The 16171-nt window shown below is 60.8% G+C and carries 17 protein-coding genes and 1 other RNA gene; 8 read left to right on the top strand and 10 right to left on the bottom strand.

The window, feature by feature from the left end:
• Nucleotides 1–94 precede the first annotated feature (94 nt).
• Entirely contained in the window at nt 95–766 is a 672-nt protein-coding gene (locus RHP74_RS30000) for a gamma-glutamylcyclotransferase (RefSeq protein WP_145306619.1), read from the top strand.
• Here the strand turns inward: RHP74_RS30000 and glpT are convergent.
• Both glpT and RHP74_RS29990 read right to left on the bottom strand, forming a co-directional pair.
• Complete coding sequence (gene glpT / locus RHP74_RS29995; RefSeq protein WP_145306621.1) at nt 739–2091, bottom strand: glycerol-3-phosphate transporter; 1353 nt, start codon at nt 2089–2091, stop codon at nt 739–741. The two genes, RHP74_RS30000 and glpT, sit on opposite strands and share 28 nt — an antisense overlap.
• Nucleotides 2092–2331: 240 nt before the next feature.
• Entirely contained in the window at nt 2332–3309 is a 978-nt protein-coding gene (locus RHP74_RS29990) for an NADPH:quinone oxidoreductase family protein (protein ID WP_010465014.1), read from the bottom strand.
• A 150-nt stretch (nt 3310–3459) separates the two neighbouring features.
• On the opposite strand from RHP74_RS29990, the gene RHP74_RS29985 reads away from it, so the two are divergent.
• Nucleotides 3460–3867: a flagellar basal body-associated protein FliL gene (locus RHP74_RS29985; RefSeq protein ID WP_010465012.1), complete on the top strand. Its 408-nt coding sequence runs from the start codon at nt 3460–3462 to the stop codon at nt 3865–3867.
• A gap of 90 nt (nt 3868–3957) precedes the next feature.
• On the opposite strand, the gene RHP74_RS29980 is transcribed toward RHP74_RS29985, so the two are convergent.
• From RHP74_RS29980 to RHP74_RS29965, 4 genes are all read right to left on the bottom strand, one after another.
• Nucleotides 3958–5076 (bottom strand): ABC transporter permease, encoded by a 1119-nt coding sequence (locus RHP74_RS29980; RefSeq protein ID WP_311096863.1) that lies wholly within the window; start codon nt 5074–5076, stop codon nt 3958–3960.
• Nucleotides 5076–7799, bottom strand: coding sequence for a ribosome-associated ATPase/putative transporter RbbA (rbbA, locus tag RHP74_RS29975; RefSeq protein WP_311096862.1), 2724 nt, complete (start codon nt 7797–7799; stop codon nt 5076–5078). The genes RHP74_RS29980 and rbbA overlap by 1 nt, the downstream gene beginning before the upstream one ends.
• Nucleotides 7796–8761, bottom strand: coding sequence for an HlyD family secretion protein (locus RHP74_RS29970; protein WP_077747167.1), 966 nt, complete (start codon nt 8759–8761; stop codon nt 7796–7798). Before RHP74_RS29970 ends, rbbA begins: the two co-directional genes overlap by 4 nt.
• A gap of 121 nt (nt 8762–8882) precedes the next feature.
• Nucleotides 8883–9332, bottom strand: coding sequence for an EVE domain-containing protein (locus RHP74_RS29965; RefSeq protein WP_077747168.1), 450 nt, complete (start codon nt 9330–9332; stop codon nt 8883–8885).
• Between the two features lie 201 nt (nt 9333–9533).
• Here RHP74_RS29965 and RHP74_RS29960 point away from each other — a divergent pair, with 201 nt between their 5' ends.
• The gene (locus RHP74_RS29960; RefSeq protein WP_007942433.1) at nt 9534–9686 is read left to right on the top strand and encodes a hypothetical protein; all 153 of its coding nucleotides are present in this window, start codon (nt 9534–9536) and stop codon (nt 9684–9686) included.
• A gap of 35 nt (nt 9687–9721) precedes the next feature.
• Here RHP74_RS29960 and RHP74_RS29955 read toward each other — a convergent pair whose 3' ends face one another.
• The 4 genes from RHP74_RS29955 to RHP74_RS29940 all read right to left on the bottom strand — a co-directional run bounded on the left by RHP74_RS29955 (nt 9722) and on the right by RHP74_RS29940 (nt 11146).
• Nucleotides 9722–10327 carry a 5-formyltetrahydrofolate cyclo-ligase gene (locus RHP74_RS29955; RefSeq protein WP_010465002.1) on the bottom strand — a complete coding sequence of 202 codons (606 nt, stop codon included), beginning with the start codon at nt 10325–10327 and terminating at the stop codon, nt 9722–9724.
• 86 nt (nt 10328–10413) lie between these two features.
• A non-coding RNA gene (gene ssrS, locus RHP74_RS29950) (6S RNA) lies at nt 10414–10592 on the bottom strand.
• A 30-nt stretch (nt 10593–10622) separates the two neighbouring features.
• Complete coding sequence (locus RHP74_RS29945; RefSeq protein ID WP_007942435.1) at nt 10623–10940, bottom strand: cell division protein ZapA; 318 nt, start codon at nt 10938–10940, stop codon at nt 10623–10625.
• Nucleotides 10937–11146 (bottom strand): TIGR02449 family protein, encoded by a 210-nt coding sequence (locus RHP74_RS29940; protein ID WP_003213954.1) that lies wholly within the window; start codon nt 11144–11146, stop codon nt 10937–10939. Before RHP74_RS29940 ends, RHP74_RS29945 begins: the two co-directional genes overlap by 4 nt.
• 124 nt (nt 11147–11270) lie before the next feature.
• Here RHP74_RS29940 and RHP74_RS29935 point away from each other — a divergent pair, with 124 nt between their 5' ends.
• Genes RHP74_RS29935 through RHP74_RS29915 form a run of 5 tightly spaced genes read left to right on the top strand, consistent with a single transcriptional unit; the run spans nt 11271 to nt 16081 of the window.
• The gene (locus tag RHP74_RS29935; protein WP_010464994.1) at nt 11271–11831 is read left to right on the top strand and encodes a YecA family protein; all 561 of its coding nucleotides are present in this window, start codon (nt 11271–11273) and stop codon (nt 11829–11831) included.
• 26 nt (nt 11832–11857) lie between these two features.
• Nucleotides 11858–13192, top strand: coding sequence for a Xaa-Pro aminopeptidase (gene pepP / locus RHP74_RS29930; protein WP_077747170.1), 1335 nt, complete (start codon nt 11858–11860; stop codon nt 13190–13192).
• Entirely contained in the window at nt 13189–14376 is a 1188-nt protein-coding gene (gene ubiH / locus RHP74_RS29925) for a 2-octaprenyl-6-methoxyphenyl hydroxylase (RefSeq protein WP_311096861.1), read from the top strand. Before pepP ends, ubiH begins: the two co-directional genes overlap by 4 nt.
• Nucleotides 14369–14854, top strand: a complete 486-nt coding sequence (locus tag RHP74_RS29920) for a DUF4442 domain-containing protein (protein WP_010464988.1) — start codon at nt 14369–14371, stop codon at nt 14852–14854. Before ubiH ends, RHP74_RS29920 begins: the two co-directional genes overlap by 8 nt.
• Nucleotides 14855–14863: 9 nt before the next feature.
• Nucleotides 14864–16081 carry a 2-octaprenyl-3-methyl-6-methoxy-1,4-benzoquinol hydroxylase gene (locus RHP74_RS29915; protein WP_167362292.1) on the top strand — a complete coding sequence of 406 codons (1218 nt, stop codon included), beginning with the start codon at nt 14864–14866 and terminating at the stop codon, nt 16079–16081.
• Nucleotides 16082–16171 lie beyond the last annotated feature (90 nt).

Genomic DNA, 16171 nt, shown 5'->3' with positions numbered 1-16171 from the left:
ACTTAAATTGCCTGAAAACATATGTGCCTTATTGTTACAGCGGTGCGTTCTATTTAGTAATTCTTTATCTGCGGGGAGCTGAACGCTATTCGCCATGAGCGCCATTGAATCTTCATTTTTGAATCTGGCGTACCCTCCGCGGCTCGATCTGGGGCCGCAGCTTACGCACGAACAATTACTCAGCTCGATGCAGTCGACCATGGCTCGACACAAGGGCGGGCCCGTCTGGTTATTCGCTTATGGTTCGCTGATCTGGCGCCCTGAATGTGCGGCGGTGGAGCGAGTGCGCGGCCGAGTGCATGGCTACCATCGCGGGTTATACCTGTGGTCCCACGAACATCGCGGCACGCCGGAAGTCCCTGGTCTGGTCTTTGGCCTGGATCGCGGCGGTTCTTGCAGCGGCTTCGCTTACCGTTTGCCCGAAGAACAACTGGAAGCCTCGCTTTATGCGCTTTGGCAGCGCGAAATGCCGTTCCCGTCTTATCGGCCACACTGGCTCAACTGCCGTCTCGAAGACGGAAGCCAGGTTCAGGCCTTGGGATTTGTGTTGGAGCGGCACTTGCCCAGCTATGCCGGCAACTTGCCGGATCATGTGCTGAGCCATGTGTTCGAGAACGCTTGCGGGCGTTACGGCACCACTCGCGATTATGTCGAGCAGACCGCCAACGCCCTGCGTAGCCACGCCATGCCAGACCGGAATCTGGAGGCGCGGCTCAAGCGCTGCCAATCAAAAACCGATCAGGCGATCGCTTCTTCGCGGGTCTGACTGGCGATTTGCTTGTGCCCCAGCGTGGGCGCCAGGAACGCCATTGCCAGCAAGCAGGCGGCGACCAACAGGATGAAGCCGCCATCCCAGCCGAAGTAGTCCACGGTGTAGCCCATCAGCGCACTGGCCGCGACTGACCCGCCCAAGTAACCGAACAGACCGGTAAAGCCCGCGGCAGTACCGGCGGCCTTTTTCGGTACCAGTTCCAGCGCTTGCAAGCCCACCAGCATCACCGGGCCGTAGATCAGGAAGCCGATCGCGAACAGCGAGATCATGTCGACCATCGGGTTACCCGGCGGATTCAGCCAGTACACGATCGTCGCAACGGTCACCAATGCCATGAACACCATGCCGGTCAGGCCACGGTTGCCACGGAAAACCTTGTCCGACATCCAGCCGCACAGCAACGTGCCCGGAATGCCTGCCCACTCATAGAGGAAATACGCCCACGAACTCTTGTCGAAGTCGAAGTGCTTGACCTCTTTGAGGTAAGTCGGTGCCCAGTCCAGGATGCCGTAGCGCAGCAGGTAGACGAAGACGTTAGCCAGGGCAATGAACCAGAGCATTTTGTTGCGCAGCACGTATTTGACGAAGATTTCCTTGGCGCTGAATTCTTCTTCGTGGCTGGCGTCGTAGCCTTCCGGGTAATCGTTCTTGTACTTCTCGATCGGCGGCAGGCCTGTCGATTGCGGCGTGTCGCGCATCACAATGAACGCAAACACGGCAACGAGCAGCGCCACTGCAGCCGGGACGTAGAACTTGCTGTGCCAGTCGTTGAACCAGCCCATGCCGAGAATCGCCAGCGGGCCGATCAAGCCACCGCCGACGTTATGCGCGGTGTTCCAGATCGACACCACCTGACCGCGTTCTTTCTGCGACCACCAGTGCACCATGGTGCGGCCACTTGGCGGCCAGCCCATGCCTTGCGCCCAGCCGTTGATGAACAACAGGATGAACATCATGGTCACGCTGGACGTCGCCCACGGTGCGAAACCGAAAACGAACATCACCCCGGCGGAGACCACCAGGCCGAAGGGCAGGAAGTAACGCGGGTTGGAGCGGTCGGACACGATGCCCATCAAAAACTTGGACAGGCCGTAGGCGATGGCAATCGCCGACATGGCCACACCCAGTTGACCCTTCGTATAGCCTTGGGCGATCAGATCGGGGAACGCCAGGGTGAAGTTCTTGCGCAGCAGGTAGTAACCCGCATACCCGATGAAAATCCCGGCGAAGATCTGCCAGCGGAGGCGTTTATAGGTGTCGTCTATTTTTTCTTCAGGCAATGGAGCCTGATGTGCGGCAGGACGAAAGAAAGCAAACATTCAAGAGCTCCAGATTTCTTGTTTTGACTGCGGATGCGAATGTTACAGTTTCGTTACCGAAAATAGCACCGGTTCGCATCGACCAAACAGCGGAAATGTGGGCAGTTGCGTGTTCCTTTATGAACATGTCGCACAGGTATAAGTGAAGGGCGTTTTGGGAATGGTCCTGGGCGGCGGTTGATGAGGCATTTCAAGCGTCCTGAAAAAGCGGCCCGGACAATCCGGCCCGCTTTTTAAGGTTCAGCGAACCTGTACCACCACTTTCCCGACCGCTTTGCGCTGGCCAAGATCATTGATCGCCTGCGCCGCATTGCTCAGCGGATACACCTGCGAAACCAACGGCCTCAGTTTGCCCTCGGCAAACCAGCCAAATAACTGCTGGAAGTTCGCCGCGTTGTCCTGCGGCTGGCGTTGGGCAAACGAGCCCCAGAACACGCCGACTACGGCAGCGCCCTTGAGCAGCGCCAGGTTCACCGGTAGTTCCGGAATGCGTCCGCTGGCGAAGCCGACCACCAGCAAGCGGCCGTTCCAGGCGATGGCGCGGATGGCCTGGTCGAACAGATCGCCGCCGACCGGGTCGTAAATCACGTCGGCACCCTGGCCGTCGGTCAGGCGTTTGATTTCGTCCTTGAGGCTGGTTTCGCTGTAGTTGATCAGTTCATCGGCGCCGGCTGCCTTGGCCACCGCAAGTTTTTCGGCACTGCTGGCGGCGGCGATCACGCGGGCGCCCATGGCTTTGCCGATTTCCACGGCGGCCAGGCCAACACCGCCGGAAGCGCCGAGCACCAGCAGGGTTTCACCCGGTTGCAGGTTGGCCCGTTGCTTGAGTGCGTGCATCGAGGTGCCGTAAGTCATGCTGAACGCGGCGGCGGTGTTGAAGTCCATCGAGGGCGGGATCGGCAGCACGTTGTAGCCCGGCACGGCGACCTGCTCGGCGAAACTGCCCCAGCCGGTCAGGGCCATGACCCGGTCACCGACCTTGAGGTGGCTGACTTTTTCGCCCACTGCACTGACCACACCGGCCGCTTCGCCACCCGGGGAAAACGGGAAGGGCGGCTTGAACTGGTATTTGCCCTCGATGATCAGCGTGTCCGGGAAATTCACCCCGGCGGCATGCACGTCCAGCAGGATTTCATTCTTCTTCGCGACAGGGCTGGCGACGTCTTCCAGCACCAGCGATTCGGCAGGGCCGAAGGCTTTGCACAGCACGGCTTTCATCAGGGCTATTCCTTTGGGAGTGATGGCCGATAAGTGTAGGTGTGTGAGTCGATGGGTCAACGAGCATGCCCGACCCTGATAGTCAGCCATAAGCTTGTGCTTGAGCGGCGGGTCGTTATGCTAGGCCGCAAACCGGATAAGGAGCGAATTGTGAAAGCGTGGATCATGTTGTTGCTGGCCCTGTCTCTGCCTGTGGCAGCGATGGCCGAAGAAGCCAAAGAAGGTGAAGCTCCGAAGGTCAATTACATCACCCTGAGCCCGCCGTTCGTGGGCAACTATGGGCTGGACGGTACGCCGAAGCTCAAGGTCTACAAGGCCGATGTGGCATTGCGCGTGACCGGTGAGGAGGCGACCAAGGCAGTGAAGGCCAACGAGCCGTTGATCCGTAATCAGCTGGTGGCGTTGTTTGCCCAGCAGACGACCGAAGCGATGAGCAACGTTGAAGCCAAGGAGAAGCTGCGTCAGGAAGCCCTGAAGCAGACTCAGCAAGTGATGAACGATGAGACCGGCAAGCCGATGGTTGAGGATTTGTTGTTCAACAACCTCATCATTCAGTAAGTCTCTCGCTGCCCGGGCCGGCCTCTTCACGAGCAATCCCGCTCCCACAGGACCTGAGCAGAACCCTGTGGGCGCCGGCTTGCCCGCGATTCAGGACGCCAGGCTCTTGCGAAACCGCATCAGCGCCACGCTAAAAAACAGCAGGCCAATGGCGCTCAATGCCAGCAAGTCCGGCCACACCACATTGATCCCCGCGTCGCGAAACAGTATCGCGGCGCTGAGGCTGACGAAGTGGGTCGATGGCGAGCCCTGCATGACCCATTGCAGCCATTGCGGCATGCTGTCGAGCGGCGTACTGCCGCCGGAGAGCAGCAACATCGGGATGATCACCGGAATCGCCAGCAGGCCGAATTGCGGTGTCGAGCGGGCGAGGGTCGCAAGGAATATCCCCAGCGCTGTGCTGGCGAACAGATAAACGGCCGTCACCATCAGGAACAGGGTCATGGAACCGGCCAGCGGCACGCCGAGTGCACCTTTGACGATCACCTCCAGCGAGATCCAGGTGCACAGCACCACCACCAGCATGTTGCTCCAGATTTTCGCCAGCATGATTTCAAGCGCCGTGAGCGGCAGCACCAGCAAATGGTCGAGGGTGCCGTGTTCGCGCTCACGCAGCAACGCTGTGCCGGTCAGGATGATGGCGAGGATGGTGATGTTGTTGACGATTTGAATCACCGCCAGGAACCAGCCGCCCTCCAGATTGGTATTGAACAGCGCCCTCGTGGTCAGCAGCACGGGGGCTTTGCTCGCCGCATCGCCCTGCTCACTGTAGGTCTGCAGTTCGCGCTGGAAAATCCGTCCGATGTAGCCCGCCCCCATGAAAGCCTGGCTCATGGCCGTGGCGTCGACGTTGACCTGCACGGCTGGCTGGCGGCCAGCCAACAGATCTGTCTGGAAATTGGCCGGGACATTGATGACGAAGGTGAATCGGCCGCTGTCCAGTACATCGTCCAGTTGTTCATAGGGCAACGACACCGGCGCCTGGAATTCCGGCGGCTGCAGGGCTTGCGCCAATTGTCGTGACAGGTGGCTGTGATCTTCATCGACCATGGCCACGCTGGCGTTGTGCACGCCAATCACCGAGCCCGCGGCCGGCATGTAGATCGCGACGGTGAAGGCATAGAACAGGAACAGCAGCAACACGCTGTCGTGTCGCAGGCTGGTGAGTTCCTTGAGGCCAAGTCGCAGGATGTGCGCAAGCTTGTGCATCAGGCCTCCTGCTTTTTCAGCATGGCCAGGCTAAGGCCGGTAAACCCCAGGAAGAACCCGAACAGTGCCAGGCATTGCGGCCACAACTGCCGGATATCCAGGGCCTTGGTAAACGTGCCAACGGCAATATCGAGGAAGTAACCCGCCGGGAACAGCATCCCCATGACAGCGGCCGCGCCATCGAGTGACGAGCGCGGCACGATCAAGCCGGAAAACTGAATGGTCGGCAGACTGGTAATGATCATGGTGCCGAGAATGGCGGCAATCTGGGTTCGGGTGAACGCCGAAATCAACAGGCCCATGCTGGTGGTCGCCAGCACGTAGAGCAGCCCGCCGAAGGCCAGGGTCAGGCCGCTGCCCTTGAAAGGCACGCCGAACAGCCAGCGATTCATAGCCGTCAGGACGGCGAGGTTGATCAGGCTGATGGCCAGATACGGCGCTTGTTTACCTAGCAGGAACTCCAGTCGCGTCAGCGGTGTGGCGTAGAAGTTGGTGATCGAGCCCAGTTCTTTCTCCCGCACGATGCCCAGCGCCGTCAGCATGGCCGGGATGAACGCCAGGATCAGCGCCATCACCCCGGGACCGATGGCGTTGACGCTGACGACATCCTGGTTGTAGCGGAAGCGGGTTTCCAGTTGGGCTGCCGCTTGCCGGTTCAGTGCGGGGCTGGACTGCTCGGCCAATTGCAACAGGTTGCCCTGGTGTACCGCTTCCACGTAATTGCGGCTGGTTTCGGCGCGAAACGGCATGCCGCCATCGAGCCAGGCCGCGACAGCGGGTTGGCGACCGGCGAACAAGTCCCGGCCGAATCCCGGCGGGATTTCCAGCGCCAGTTTGATTTCCGAGCGCTGTAATCGTCGATGCAATTGCGCCGGATCGCTGATAGGCGGTTGTTCGTCGAAGTAACGGGAGCTGCGGAAAGCCTCCAGATACGCCCGGCTTTGTGGCGTCTGGTCCTGGTCGTAAACCGCGAAGGCGAGTTTTTCCACATCCAGGGAAATGCCGTAGCCGAAAATCACCATCATGAACATCGCCCCGAGCAGGGCAAAGGCCATGCGCACTTTATCGCGCAGCAACTCCTTGCCTTCACGACTCGCCAGCGCCCGCAACCGTCCAAAACTGAAGCGGCTGTCTTGCATCGGGGCGACGGGGGCGAGCGTCGTGTCGATGGGCGTTGGTGGCGCCGCCGTTACGATCGGGCCCTGGGCCTGCTCCAGGCAGGTGACGAACGCCGCCTCCAGTGTCTGGCCCTTGAACTGCAATTGTAGGGCTGCCGGGGTGTCGCAGGCCAGGACCTTGCCGGCGTGCATCAGCGAGATGCGGTCACAGCGCTGGGCTTCGTTCATGAAATGCGTGGAGAGGAAAATCGTCACGCCCTGTTCGCGGGACAATTCGATCAGCAGCCGCCAGAAATCATCCCGTGCGGCCGGGTCGACGCCGGACGTCGGTTCGTCGAGGATCAGCACTTCGGGGCGATGCAGCACTGCCACCGCCAGGGATAAGCGTTGGCGCAGGCCCAGTGGCAGTGCTCCGGACGGCTGATGAGCGACGCTGCCCAGGTTGAAGCGCTGGATCAGCTCATCGATGCGCTGTGCGCTCTCGGCCTTGGGCAAATCGAACAGCCGGGCGTGCAAGTCCAGATTCTGCCGCACGCTGAGTTCGCCATAGAGCGAGAAGCTCTGGGACATGAAGCCGACGCGCTTGCGGGTAGCCAGATCCTTGGCATTCACTGGATTGCCCAGCAGCGTGGCGCGGCCTTCGCTGGCCGGGATCAGCCCGGTGAGGACTTTCATGGTGGTGGTTTTGCCGCAGCCATTGGAGCCCAGAAACCCGAAGATTTCGCCGCGGCCGATGGCGAAGCTGACCTTGTCCACCGCCGTGAAATCGCCGAAGCGCAGGGTCAGGTCATGGGCTTCGATGGCGATGTCGGCCGTGGCGTTGGTTCGGGCAGGGATCACCAGCGGCTGGTTGTCACGGCCGCTGTCGCCCTGGAAGTGAGTAAAGGCCTCATCGAGCTTGCCGCTGGGGGTCGCTGCCCCGAGGTCGCGGGTCAAGCCGGCGGCAATCAGTTTGCCGCCATCGAGCATCAGGCAGTGTTCGAATTGCTCGGCCTCTTCCATGTACGCGGTGGCAACCAACAGCGTCAATTGCGGACGTTGACGCCGGACGTCATCAATCAATTCCCAGAAGCGCCGCCGGGACAGCGGATCGACGCCGGTGGTCGGTTCATCGAGGATCAACAGGTCGGGTTCATGAATCAGCGCACAACAGAGGCCGAGCTTCTGTTTCATGCCGCCCGATAACTTGCCCGCCGGGCGCTCGGCAAACCGCTGCAGGTCAGTGGCCAGCAACAGACTTTGCATGCGCTGATCGCATTCGGCTCCGGACAGGCCGAACAAAGTGGCGAAGAAGTGAATGTTTTCGCTGATCGACAGCTCGGGATACAGGTTGCCGCCCAGGCCTTGAGGCATGAACGCAATTCGCGAATAGAGGCTGATACGGTGGCGCCGGTCCTGGATCGAGCCGCTGAGCACGTCCAGTTGGCCGTCTTGCAGCGTCTTCACGCCGGCAATCAATCCCAGCAGGCTGGATTTCCCGGCGCCGTCCGGACCGATCAAGCCGCACCGGGTGCCGGCGGGCAGGCTGAACGTGATGTCGGTCAGCACCTGCTGTTGGCCGTATCGGTGCTGAAGGCCGGTGGCTTGCAGCGCCAGGCCGGTCATTGAAGATTGGCCGGCCAGCCAATGGGCGCGGTGCGCACGTAGCCGTTACCGGGCATCCCCGGTTTGGCCTGGGGCACGCTGCTGGGTTGGGTCAGGCGCAGCTTGACCCGAAACACCAGTTTCTGACGTTCGTCGCGGGTCTCGACTTCTTTGGGGGTGAATTGCGATTTGGCTGCCACGAAGCTGATTTTCGCCGGCAACGGCTGGCCGGGCAGGGCGTCCAGCAGGATCCGCGCTTCATCACCGACCGCCAGGCGTCCCACTACGGATGTGGCGAGATAGAGGTTCATGTACTGATCGTTCGGATCAATCAGCAACAACACTCGCCCACCGGCACCGAGGACTTCACCGGGTTCGGCCATGCGCAGCTGAATCACCCCGTCAATGGGCGCCCGCAGGCTGCTGTCGTCAATCTCGCTGGTCAGCTGAGCGACTTGTGCCTGCGCCGCGCCAATGGCGGCGCCGACGGCGGACACCTGCGCACGGGCCGCGGTGACGGCCGCGTTGCTCGTTTCGAAGCGAGATTGTTGCTGATCGATGGTCTGGCCACTGGAGAAGCCGCGTTTGAACAATTCCTGAGAACGGCTGAGCTCTTGGTGGGCAAGCCGTTGCTCGCTCTGGCGCAGTTGCACATTGGCCTGTGCGGCATTGAGGTTTTCCCGGGCGCGTATCACTTCGGCTTCGGCCTGGTTGCGCTGGGCTTCGAGGGTCCGGGTGTCCATGCGTGCCAGCAGTTGACCCTTGGTCACCTTGTCGCCTTCATCGACCAGGACTTCGGCCAGCCGGCCGGCTGTTTTGCTGGCGATCTGTACTTCAGTGGCTTCAAGTCGGCCATTACCGACATACAACCCTTCGGGCAGTCGGCTAAGGGTCGACTTCCAATAACCAAAACCCCCAGCGGCCAGTAACACTGCCCCCAGTAAAAAGGCGAAAAAAAGTGAAGAGCGGCGGTGAATCGACATGTCGGCATCCTGCGTCTGTAGCGTCGTAGTCTGACAGGCAAGCGGCGGGGCGACTTGATATCCGTCAACGGGGTGTCACGTCTGACCGATCCAGGTCAGAGCGCCGGGCGGTTCAGCTTGTTTAGCGCAGGCCGAGCACCGCTGTCCATTGCTCGGCGGTAACCGGCATCACCGACAACCTTGAGCCTTTCTGCACCAATGGCATCTCGGCCAACGCCGTCTGCTGCTTCAAGTAATCCAGCTTCAACACCTTGGAAAACGTCTCGACATGCGCAACATCAATCGCGCTCCAGGCGTTTTTCTCTGGCGTGGCCTTTGGATCGTAGTAATGACTTTCCGGCTCCAGCGCCGTTGGGTCCGGATACGCCGCTTGAATAATCTTTCCGATCCCGGCAATCCCGGGCTCCGGGCAGCTGGAGTGATAGAAGAAAAACTCGTCGCCCACCGCCATCGTCCGCAAAAAGTTACGCGCCTGATAGTTGCGAACCCCATCCCAGCGCGCTTTGCCAAGCTTCGCCAGGTCTTTGATCGAGAGTTCATCGGGCTCGGATTTCATCAGCCAATAGGCCATGGTTTTTGCTCCTTGCGAGGTGATTGGGCAAGTTGTCGGGCAATTTTATGACAAACCGACAGTCGGTTGACGCCAGCGTTTGCGTGTCAGTTCACGTTGCCGCAAAATGCCGGCCTTCTAAGCTTGACGCTGCTGCACGGCCTACACCTACAACGGAAACCGCTGCTGTCATCGTGTTGATGTGCCTTTGGGGGGCAATCGATGAAACGCAAACCGGATTTACTATGGATTTTGGTTATTTTGTTCGGCCTCGGCGTCGTGACCACCGGCTATGCCCAAAGCCTGTGGAACAACAAGACTGACGCGCCAATCGAAATCGCACAGCAACAACAGCCGTCGGCCTTCAAGCGCTGAGCCTGTTTTTCGGGCGCCGCTGATTCCAGTGGCGTCTAGCCTGCGAAATACCACGCCTTGTCGGTAACCGTTCCTTGCAACGGCACATCCCAGCTCGCCTGAGCCAATCGTTCTACCTTCTGACATTCATGGGCCAGGCCCAGCAGCGTCGGCTTGCGCCAGTTTTTTCGCCGCGCCAGGTAGGCGAGGCTTCGATCGTAGAAACCGCCGCCCATTCCCAGGCGGCCGCCGACGTCGTCAAATCCCACCAATGGCAACAGCACCAGGTCCAGCGCCCAGACTTTGCGCTGGCGGGCGAGGTTGTGCCGGGGTTCGAGAATACGAAAGCGGTTGGGTTTGAGTTTTTCACCGGGACGAATCCGCTGGAACACCATTTTGGTCCGCGGCCAGGCACTGAGTACCGGTAGATAAGTCGCCTTGCCCCGACGTTGCGCCGCGCGCAGCAACAGGCGCGGGTCGATTTCACCGTCGGTGGGCAGGTAGAGGGAGATGTGTTTGGCCCGGCGAAACAACGGCTGCTGAGCCAATTGCTTGTACAGCCCGCGAGCAGCCTGGCGTTGCTGACTGGGGGTCAGTGCGCGGCGGGCCTTGCGCAGCATGCGTCGAAGTTGCGGGCGGGGCAGCAGCGCAGGTTCGGTCATGGATTCAGGCTTCGACAGGACAGATACGTAAAGCGTACCCGTAAAAAAGCCGATGCCGGTATTTAAACCGGCATCGGACTGGAATCAGGCTCCCCGGATGAACCGCTGCTGACTTAGCCCTTGAACCCGAAAGTTCAAGGTGGAAGATGCAGTAGGCTTTAAGGCTTTCCGTCTAGCGGACATGCACACCAGCCCAACGTGCAGCCTCCAGGGTAGTGCGAATCGGCTCAGGGACGTGGTCAACTGGCAAGCACCCCAGGGAGTGATGCGAGTATACCCCAAGCGGTTTCGTGTTTCAGCCCTTGGTGACGTCCGGATCGGTGGCGAGCACCAGATCGACGCGATCCAGCAGGTCGCGAACCTGCTCGCGAGTCGAGCCACTGGCCTGCACATCCGGGCGTTCTTCCTTGTGCAGAAGATCGTGCGTGATGTTCAGCGCGGCCATCACGGCAATGCGGTCGGCGCCGATGACTTTGCCGCTGCTGCGGATTTCACGCATCTTCCCGTCCAGGTAACGGGCGGCGCTCACCAGGTTGCTGCGCTCTTCCTGGGGGCAGATGATCGAATATTCTTTATCGAGGATCTGCACGGTAACGCTATTGCTTGAACTCATGAGTCTTGCTCCAGGGCCTTGAGGCGCGAAATCATTGATTCGACCTTACGCCGGGCGATTTCGTTCTTTTCAATGAGGTGAGCGCGTTCCTCGCGCCAGGTTTTTTCCTGAGCTAATAGGAGTCCGTTTTGACTCTTAAGTTGCTCGACCCGATTAATTAGCAGTTCGAGTCTGGCCATCAGCGCTTGCAGGTCGGTGTCTTCCATTGTGTCCACTGAATAGTCTGATGGGGGTAACGGGCGGACAGCCTTTAATAGTCTTGGCGAGTCTGTCGATGTAGGATACAAGGCCTTCATTCTAGACATAGCGCCGTCTGGCGCCTAGCTGCCCATGCCCATTCAGAATTCCCCGTACCAAGCCTTCGCCACCCTGCTGACTTCCAGCGGTCATAACGTCTCGCCTGCCGAACTGCACGGCCTGCTGCTCGGCCGCAGCTGCGCCGGTGCAGGTTTCGATGCCGAAGGCTGGCTGGTCGATGCCGCCGAACTGCTCGAAACTGAGCCCCAGGATAATGTCCGCAATGCCTTGATCGGCTTGCAGGAGATGGTCAAGGGCGAGCTCACCGGCGACGACGTCACTGTAGTTCTGCTGCTGCCGACCGATGACGCGCCACTGGCTGACCGTGCCGCGGCACTGGGCCAATGGTGCCAGGGCTTTCTCAGCGGTTTCGGCCTGAACTGCCGCGACAGCAGCATGCTGAGCACCGAAGCCACCGAAGTGTTGCAGGATCTGGCGGCCATTTCCCAGGTGCAAGACGCCCTGGAAGAGTCCGAAGACGGCGAAAGCGACTACATGGAAGTGATGGAATACCTGCGCGTTGCGCCGCTGCTGCTGTTCTCCGAAACCAAAAAAGCGGAAGAGCCGGCTGCGGCCAAGCCGTCGCTGCATTAATTGTTGCCAGGGAACGCCATCTGCCCATGATTCATATCCCGAAATCGGAATACAGCCGTCGCCGCAAGGCCCTGATGGCGCAGATGGAACCCAACAGCATCGCCATCCTGCCCGCCGCCGCAGTAGCCATACGCAACCGCGACGTCGAGCACGTCTACCGGCAGGACAGCGACTTCCAGTACCTCAGCGGCTTCCCCGAGCCTCAGGCCGTCATCGTACTGATGCCCGGTCGCGAACATGGCGAGTACATTCTGTTCTGCCGTGAACGCAACGCCGAGCGAGAACTGTGGGACGGCCTGCGCGCCGGCCAGGAAGGCGCGATCCGCGACTTCGGCGCCGACGATGCGTTTCCAATCACCGACATCGACGACATCCTGCCGGGCCTGATCGAAGGGCGCGACCGGGTGTATTCGGCCATGGGCAGCAACCCGGAATTCGACCGGCACCTGATGGAGTGGATCAACGTGATCCGCTCTAAAGCGCACCTCGGCGCCCAGCCGCCGAACGAATACGTTGCCCTGGATCATCTGCTGCACGACATGCGCCTGTATAAATCGGCGGCAGAAGTGAAGGTGATGCGCGAAGCCGCACGGATTTCCGCCCAGGCGCATATCCGGGCGATGCAGGCCAGTCGGGCCGGGTTGCACGAGTTCAGCCTCGAAGCCGAACTCGATTACGAGTTCCGCAAGGGCGGGGCGAAGATGCCGGCCTACGGTTCGATCGTTGCCGCGGGGCGCAACAGCTGCATCCTGCATTACCAGCAGAATGATGCCGTGCTCAAGGATGGCGACCTGGTGTTGATCGATGCCGGTTGCGAGATCGACTGCTACGCCAGCGACATCACCCGCACCTGGCCGGTCAACGGCAAGTATTCAGCGGAGCAGAAAGCGATTTACGAGTTGGTGCTGGCGTCGCAAGAAGCCGCATTCGCCGAAATCGCCCCGAACAAACACTGGAATCAGGCGCACGAAGCCACGGTCCGGGTGATTACCTCCGGTCTGGTGAAGTTGGGCCTGTTGCAGGGCGACGTCGACGAGTTGATCGCCAGCGAAGCCTATAAAGCGTTTTACATGCATCGTGCCGGCCATTGGTTGGGCATGGATGTGCATGACGTCGGCGAATACAAGGTCGGCGGCGAATGGCGGGTGCTGGAAGTCGGCATGGCGCTCACTGTGGAACCGGGCATCTACATTGCCCCGGACAACCAGAACGTAGCGAAGAAATGGCGCGGCATTGGCGTGCGCATCGAGGACGACGTGGTGGTCACCAAAAACGGTTGTGAAATCCTGACCCAAGGTGTGCCGAAAACGGTCGCCGAGATCGAGGCCTTGATGGCTGCTGCGCGGACACAAGCGGCATGAGTCGAGTCAATCTGGCAATTATCGGTGGCGGCCTGGTGGGCGCCAGCCTAGCATTGGCGTTGCAGGCCGGGGCCAAGGCCCGTGGCTGGAAGATCGTGCTGATCGAGCCATTCGCCCCGGGCGACACCTATCAACCGAGCTATGACGCCCGTTCTTCGGCGCTGTCCTACGGGGCCAAACAGATTTATCAACGGTTGGGCGTGTGGCAGGAAATCTCCCGCCGCGCCGAGCCGATCAAGCAGATTCATGTCTCCGACCGTGGACGTTTTTCCACCGCACGTTTGTCGGCGATGGAAGAGGGCGTGCCGGCGCTGGGTTATGTGGTGGAAAACGCCTGGCTCGGCCAATGCCTCTGGCAGGGCCTGGACAAGGATGTGGTCACTTGGCGTTGCCCGGCGGAAGTCACGCGCATGGAACCGCTGAGCGATGGCTATCGCTTGACCCTCAACGATGAAACCACCCTGGAATGCGACCTTGCGGTGCTCGCTGATGGCGGCCGTTCGGGCCTGCGCGAGCAATTGGGCATCGGCATCAAAAAGCGTCCGTACAACCAGAGCGCACTGATTGCCAACATCACCCCGAGCGAAGCGCATAACGGCGTGGCCTTCGAGCGCTTCACCGATGACGGCCCGATGGCGTTGTTGCCACTGCCGGACAACCGCTGCGCCCTGGTCTGGACCCGTTTGGGCATGGACGCGCAACGACTGGCGGCGCTGGATGAGCGCAGTTTCCTCAGCGAGTTGCAGGGCGTGTTCGGTTATCGCCTTGGCACCCTGAAGCAGGTGGGCGCGCGGCATCTGTACCCATTGACGCTGATCGAAGCCGAAGAGCAAGTGCGTCCGCATCTGGCCATCCTCGGCAACGCTGCCCACAGCCTGCACCCGATTGCCGGCCAGGGCTTCAACCTGTCGTTGCGTGATGCTCAAGCCCTGGCCGATGCGCTGCTGGCGAGCGACACGTCGCCCGGCGACTTCGCGACCTTGCAGGCTTATCGCGAGCGTCAGCGCATGGATCAGAACCTGACTGTGGGGTTCTCCGATCAGGTGACCCGTTTGTTCGGCAGCACCCAGCCACTGGTTTCGCTGGGCCGCAACATCGGCCTGCTCGGTCTCGATCTGCTGCCGCCGGCCAAGCGCTGGTTCGCCCGGCAAGCCATGGGCCTGGGTACGCGTCCCGATGCTTAAGTGGCTGACTGATACGTTCGGTAAAGCGCGGTTGATGCGGTGGTTCATGACCTTCTACCCGCCGTACCTCGGTGCCGGGGTGCGGGTGCAGCACATCAGCGATGACTTCCGGGACATTCAAGTGTCCATGGGACTGAGTTGGTACAACCGCAATTACGTCGGTACCCAGTTTGGCGGCAGCCTGTATTCGATGGTCGATCCGTTCTACATGCTGATGCTGATGGAAAACCTCGGTCGTCAGTTCATTGTCTGGGACAAGGCTGCCGACATCGATTTCATCGCGCCGGGCAAAGGCCCGGTGTTCGCCCGCTTCAGCATCGACGAGACCTTGCTCGACGAGATCCGTCGACAGACAGCGAACGGCGAAAAGTACCTGCCGCAGTTGCAGGTCGATATTCATGACGGTGCTGGCGCCCTGGTGGCGCGGGTGCAGAAAACCCTTTACGTGCGGCTCAAACCGCAAGCGAGACAGGCTTAAAGCATGGAAATGCGCGCAGATCTGCTGATTGTCGGGGCCGGAATGGTCGGCAGCGCCCTGGCGCTGGCGTTGCAAGACAGCGGGCTGGAAGTCCTGTTGCTGGACGGCAGCCCGATGAGCGTCAAACCCTTTGATGCCCAGGCGCCGTTCGAACCGAGGGTGAGTGCCTTGTCGGCGGCCAGCCAGCGCATTCTCGAGCGCTTGGGCGTGTGGGACGGCATCGCCAATCGCCGCAGCAGCCCTTACACCGACATGCAGGTCTGGGATGGCAGCGGCACCGGGCAGATCCGTTTCTCGGCCGCCAGTGTGCATGCCGACGTGCTGGGCCATATCGTCGAGAACCGCGTGGTTCAGGATGCCTTGCTGGATCGTCTGCACGACTGCGACCTCGGGATGCTGGCCAATGCGCGTTTGGAGCAGATGCGCCGCTCCGGCGATGACTGGCTGCTGACCCTGGCCGATGGGCGCACCTTGCGCGCGCCCCTGGTGATAGCGGCGGATGGCGCCAATTCGGCGGTGCGGCGCCTGACCGGCGTGGCCACGCGCGAGTGGGACTATCTGCACCATGCGATCGTCACCAGCGTGCGCAGCTCCAAACCTCATCAAATGACCGCGTGGCAGCGCTTCACCGACAACGGTCCATTGGCGTTTCTGCCGTTGGAGCGGGACGGTCAGCAGGATTGGTGTTCGATCGTCTGGTCGACCACGCCGAGCGAAGCCGAACGCCTGATGGCGCTGGACGACGGCGCTTTCTGTCTCGAATTGGAACGCGCCTTTGAAGGCCGGCTCGGCACGGTGCTCAGCGCCGACCCGCGTTTGTGTGTGCCGCTGCGTCAGCGGCATGCCAAGCGATATGTGGCTGAAGGTTTGGCGTTGATCGGTGATGCGGCGCATACCATTCACCCGCTGGCCGGGCAGGGCGTCAACCTCGGTTTCCTCGACGCCGCTGTGCTGGCCGAAGTGCTGCTGCAAGCGGCAGGGCGCGGCGAGCGATTGGCGGATGTGAAGGTGCTGAGTCGTTACGAGCGTCGGCGCATGCCGCACAACCTGGCGTTGATGGCGGCGATGGAAGGCTTTGAACGCTTGTTCCAGGCGGATCCGTTGCCGGTTCGCTGGTTGCGTAATGCCGGGTTGAAGATGGTTGACCAGATGCCGGAAGCCAAGGCGTTGTTCGTGCGCGAAGCGCTGGGGTTGATCGGGGATTTGCCGGCGCTGGCCAAGGCCTGACATCTTCATTGCGGCAGACGGCCTCATCGCGAGCAGGCTCGCTCCCACAATTGAAATGCATTCCCCTGTGGGAGCGAGCCTGCTCGCGAT

This window comes from Pseudomonas sp. SG20052 (assembly GCF_031766055.1).
GTDB classification, from domain to species: Bacteria; Pseudomonadota; Gammaproteobacteria; order Pseudomonadales; family Pseudomonadaceae; genus Aquipseudomonas; species Aquipseudomonas mandelii.
This window is presented reverse-complemented; position numbering and strand designations above follow the sequence as displayed.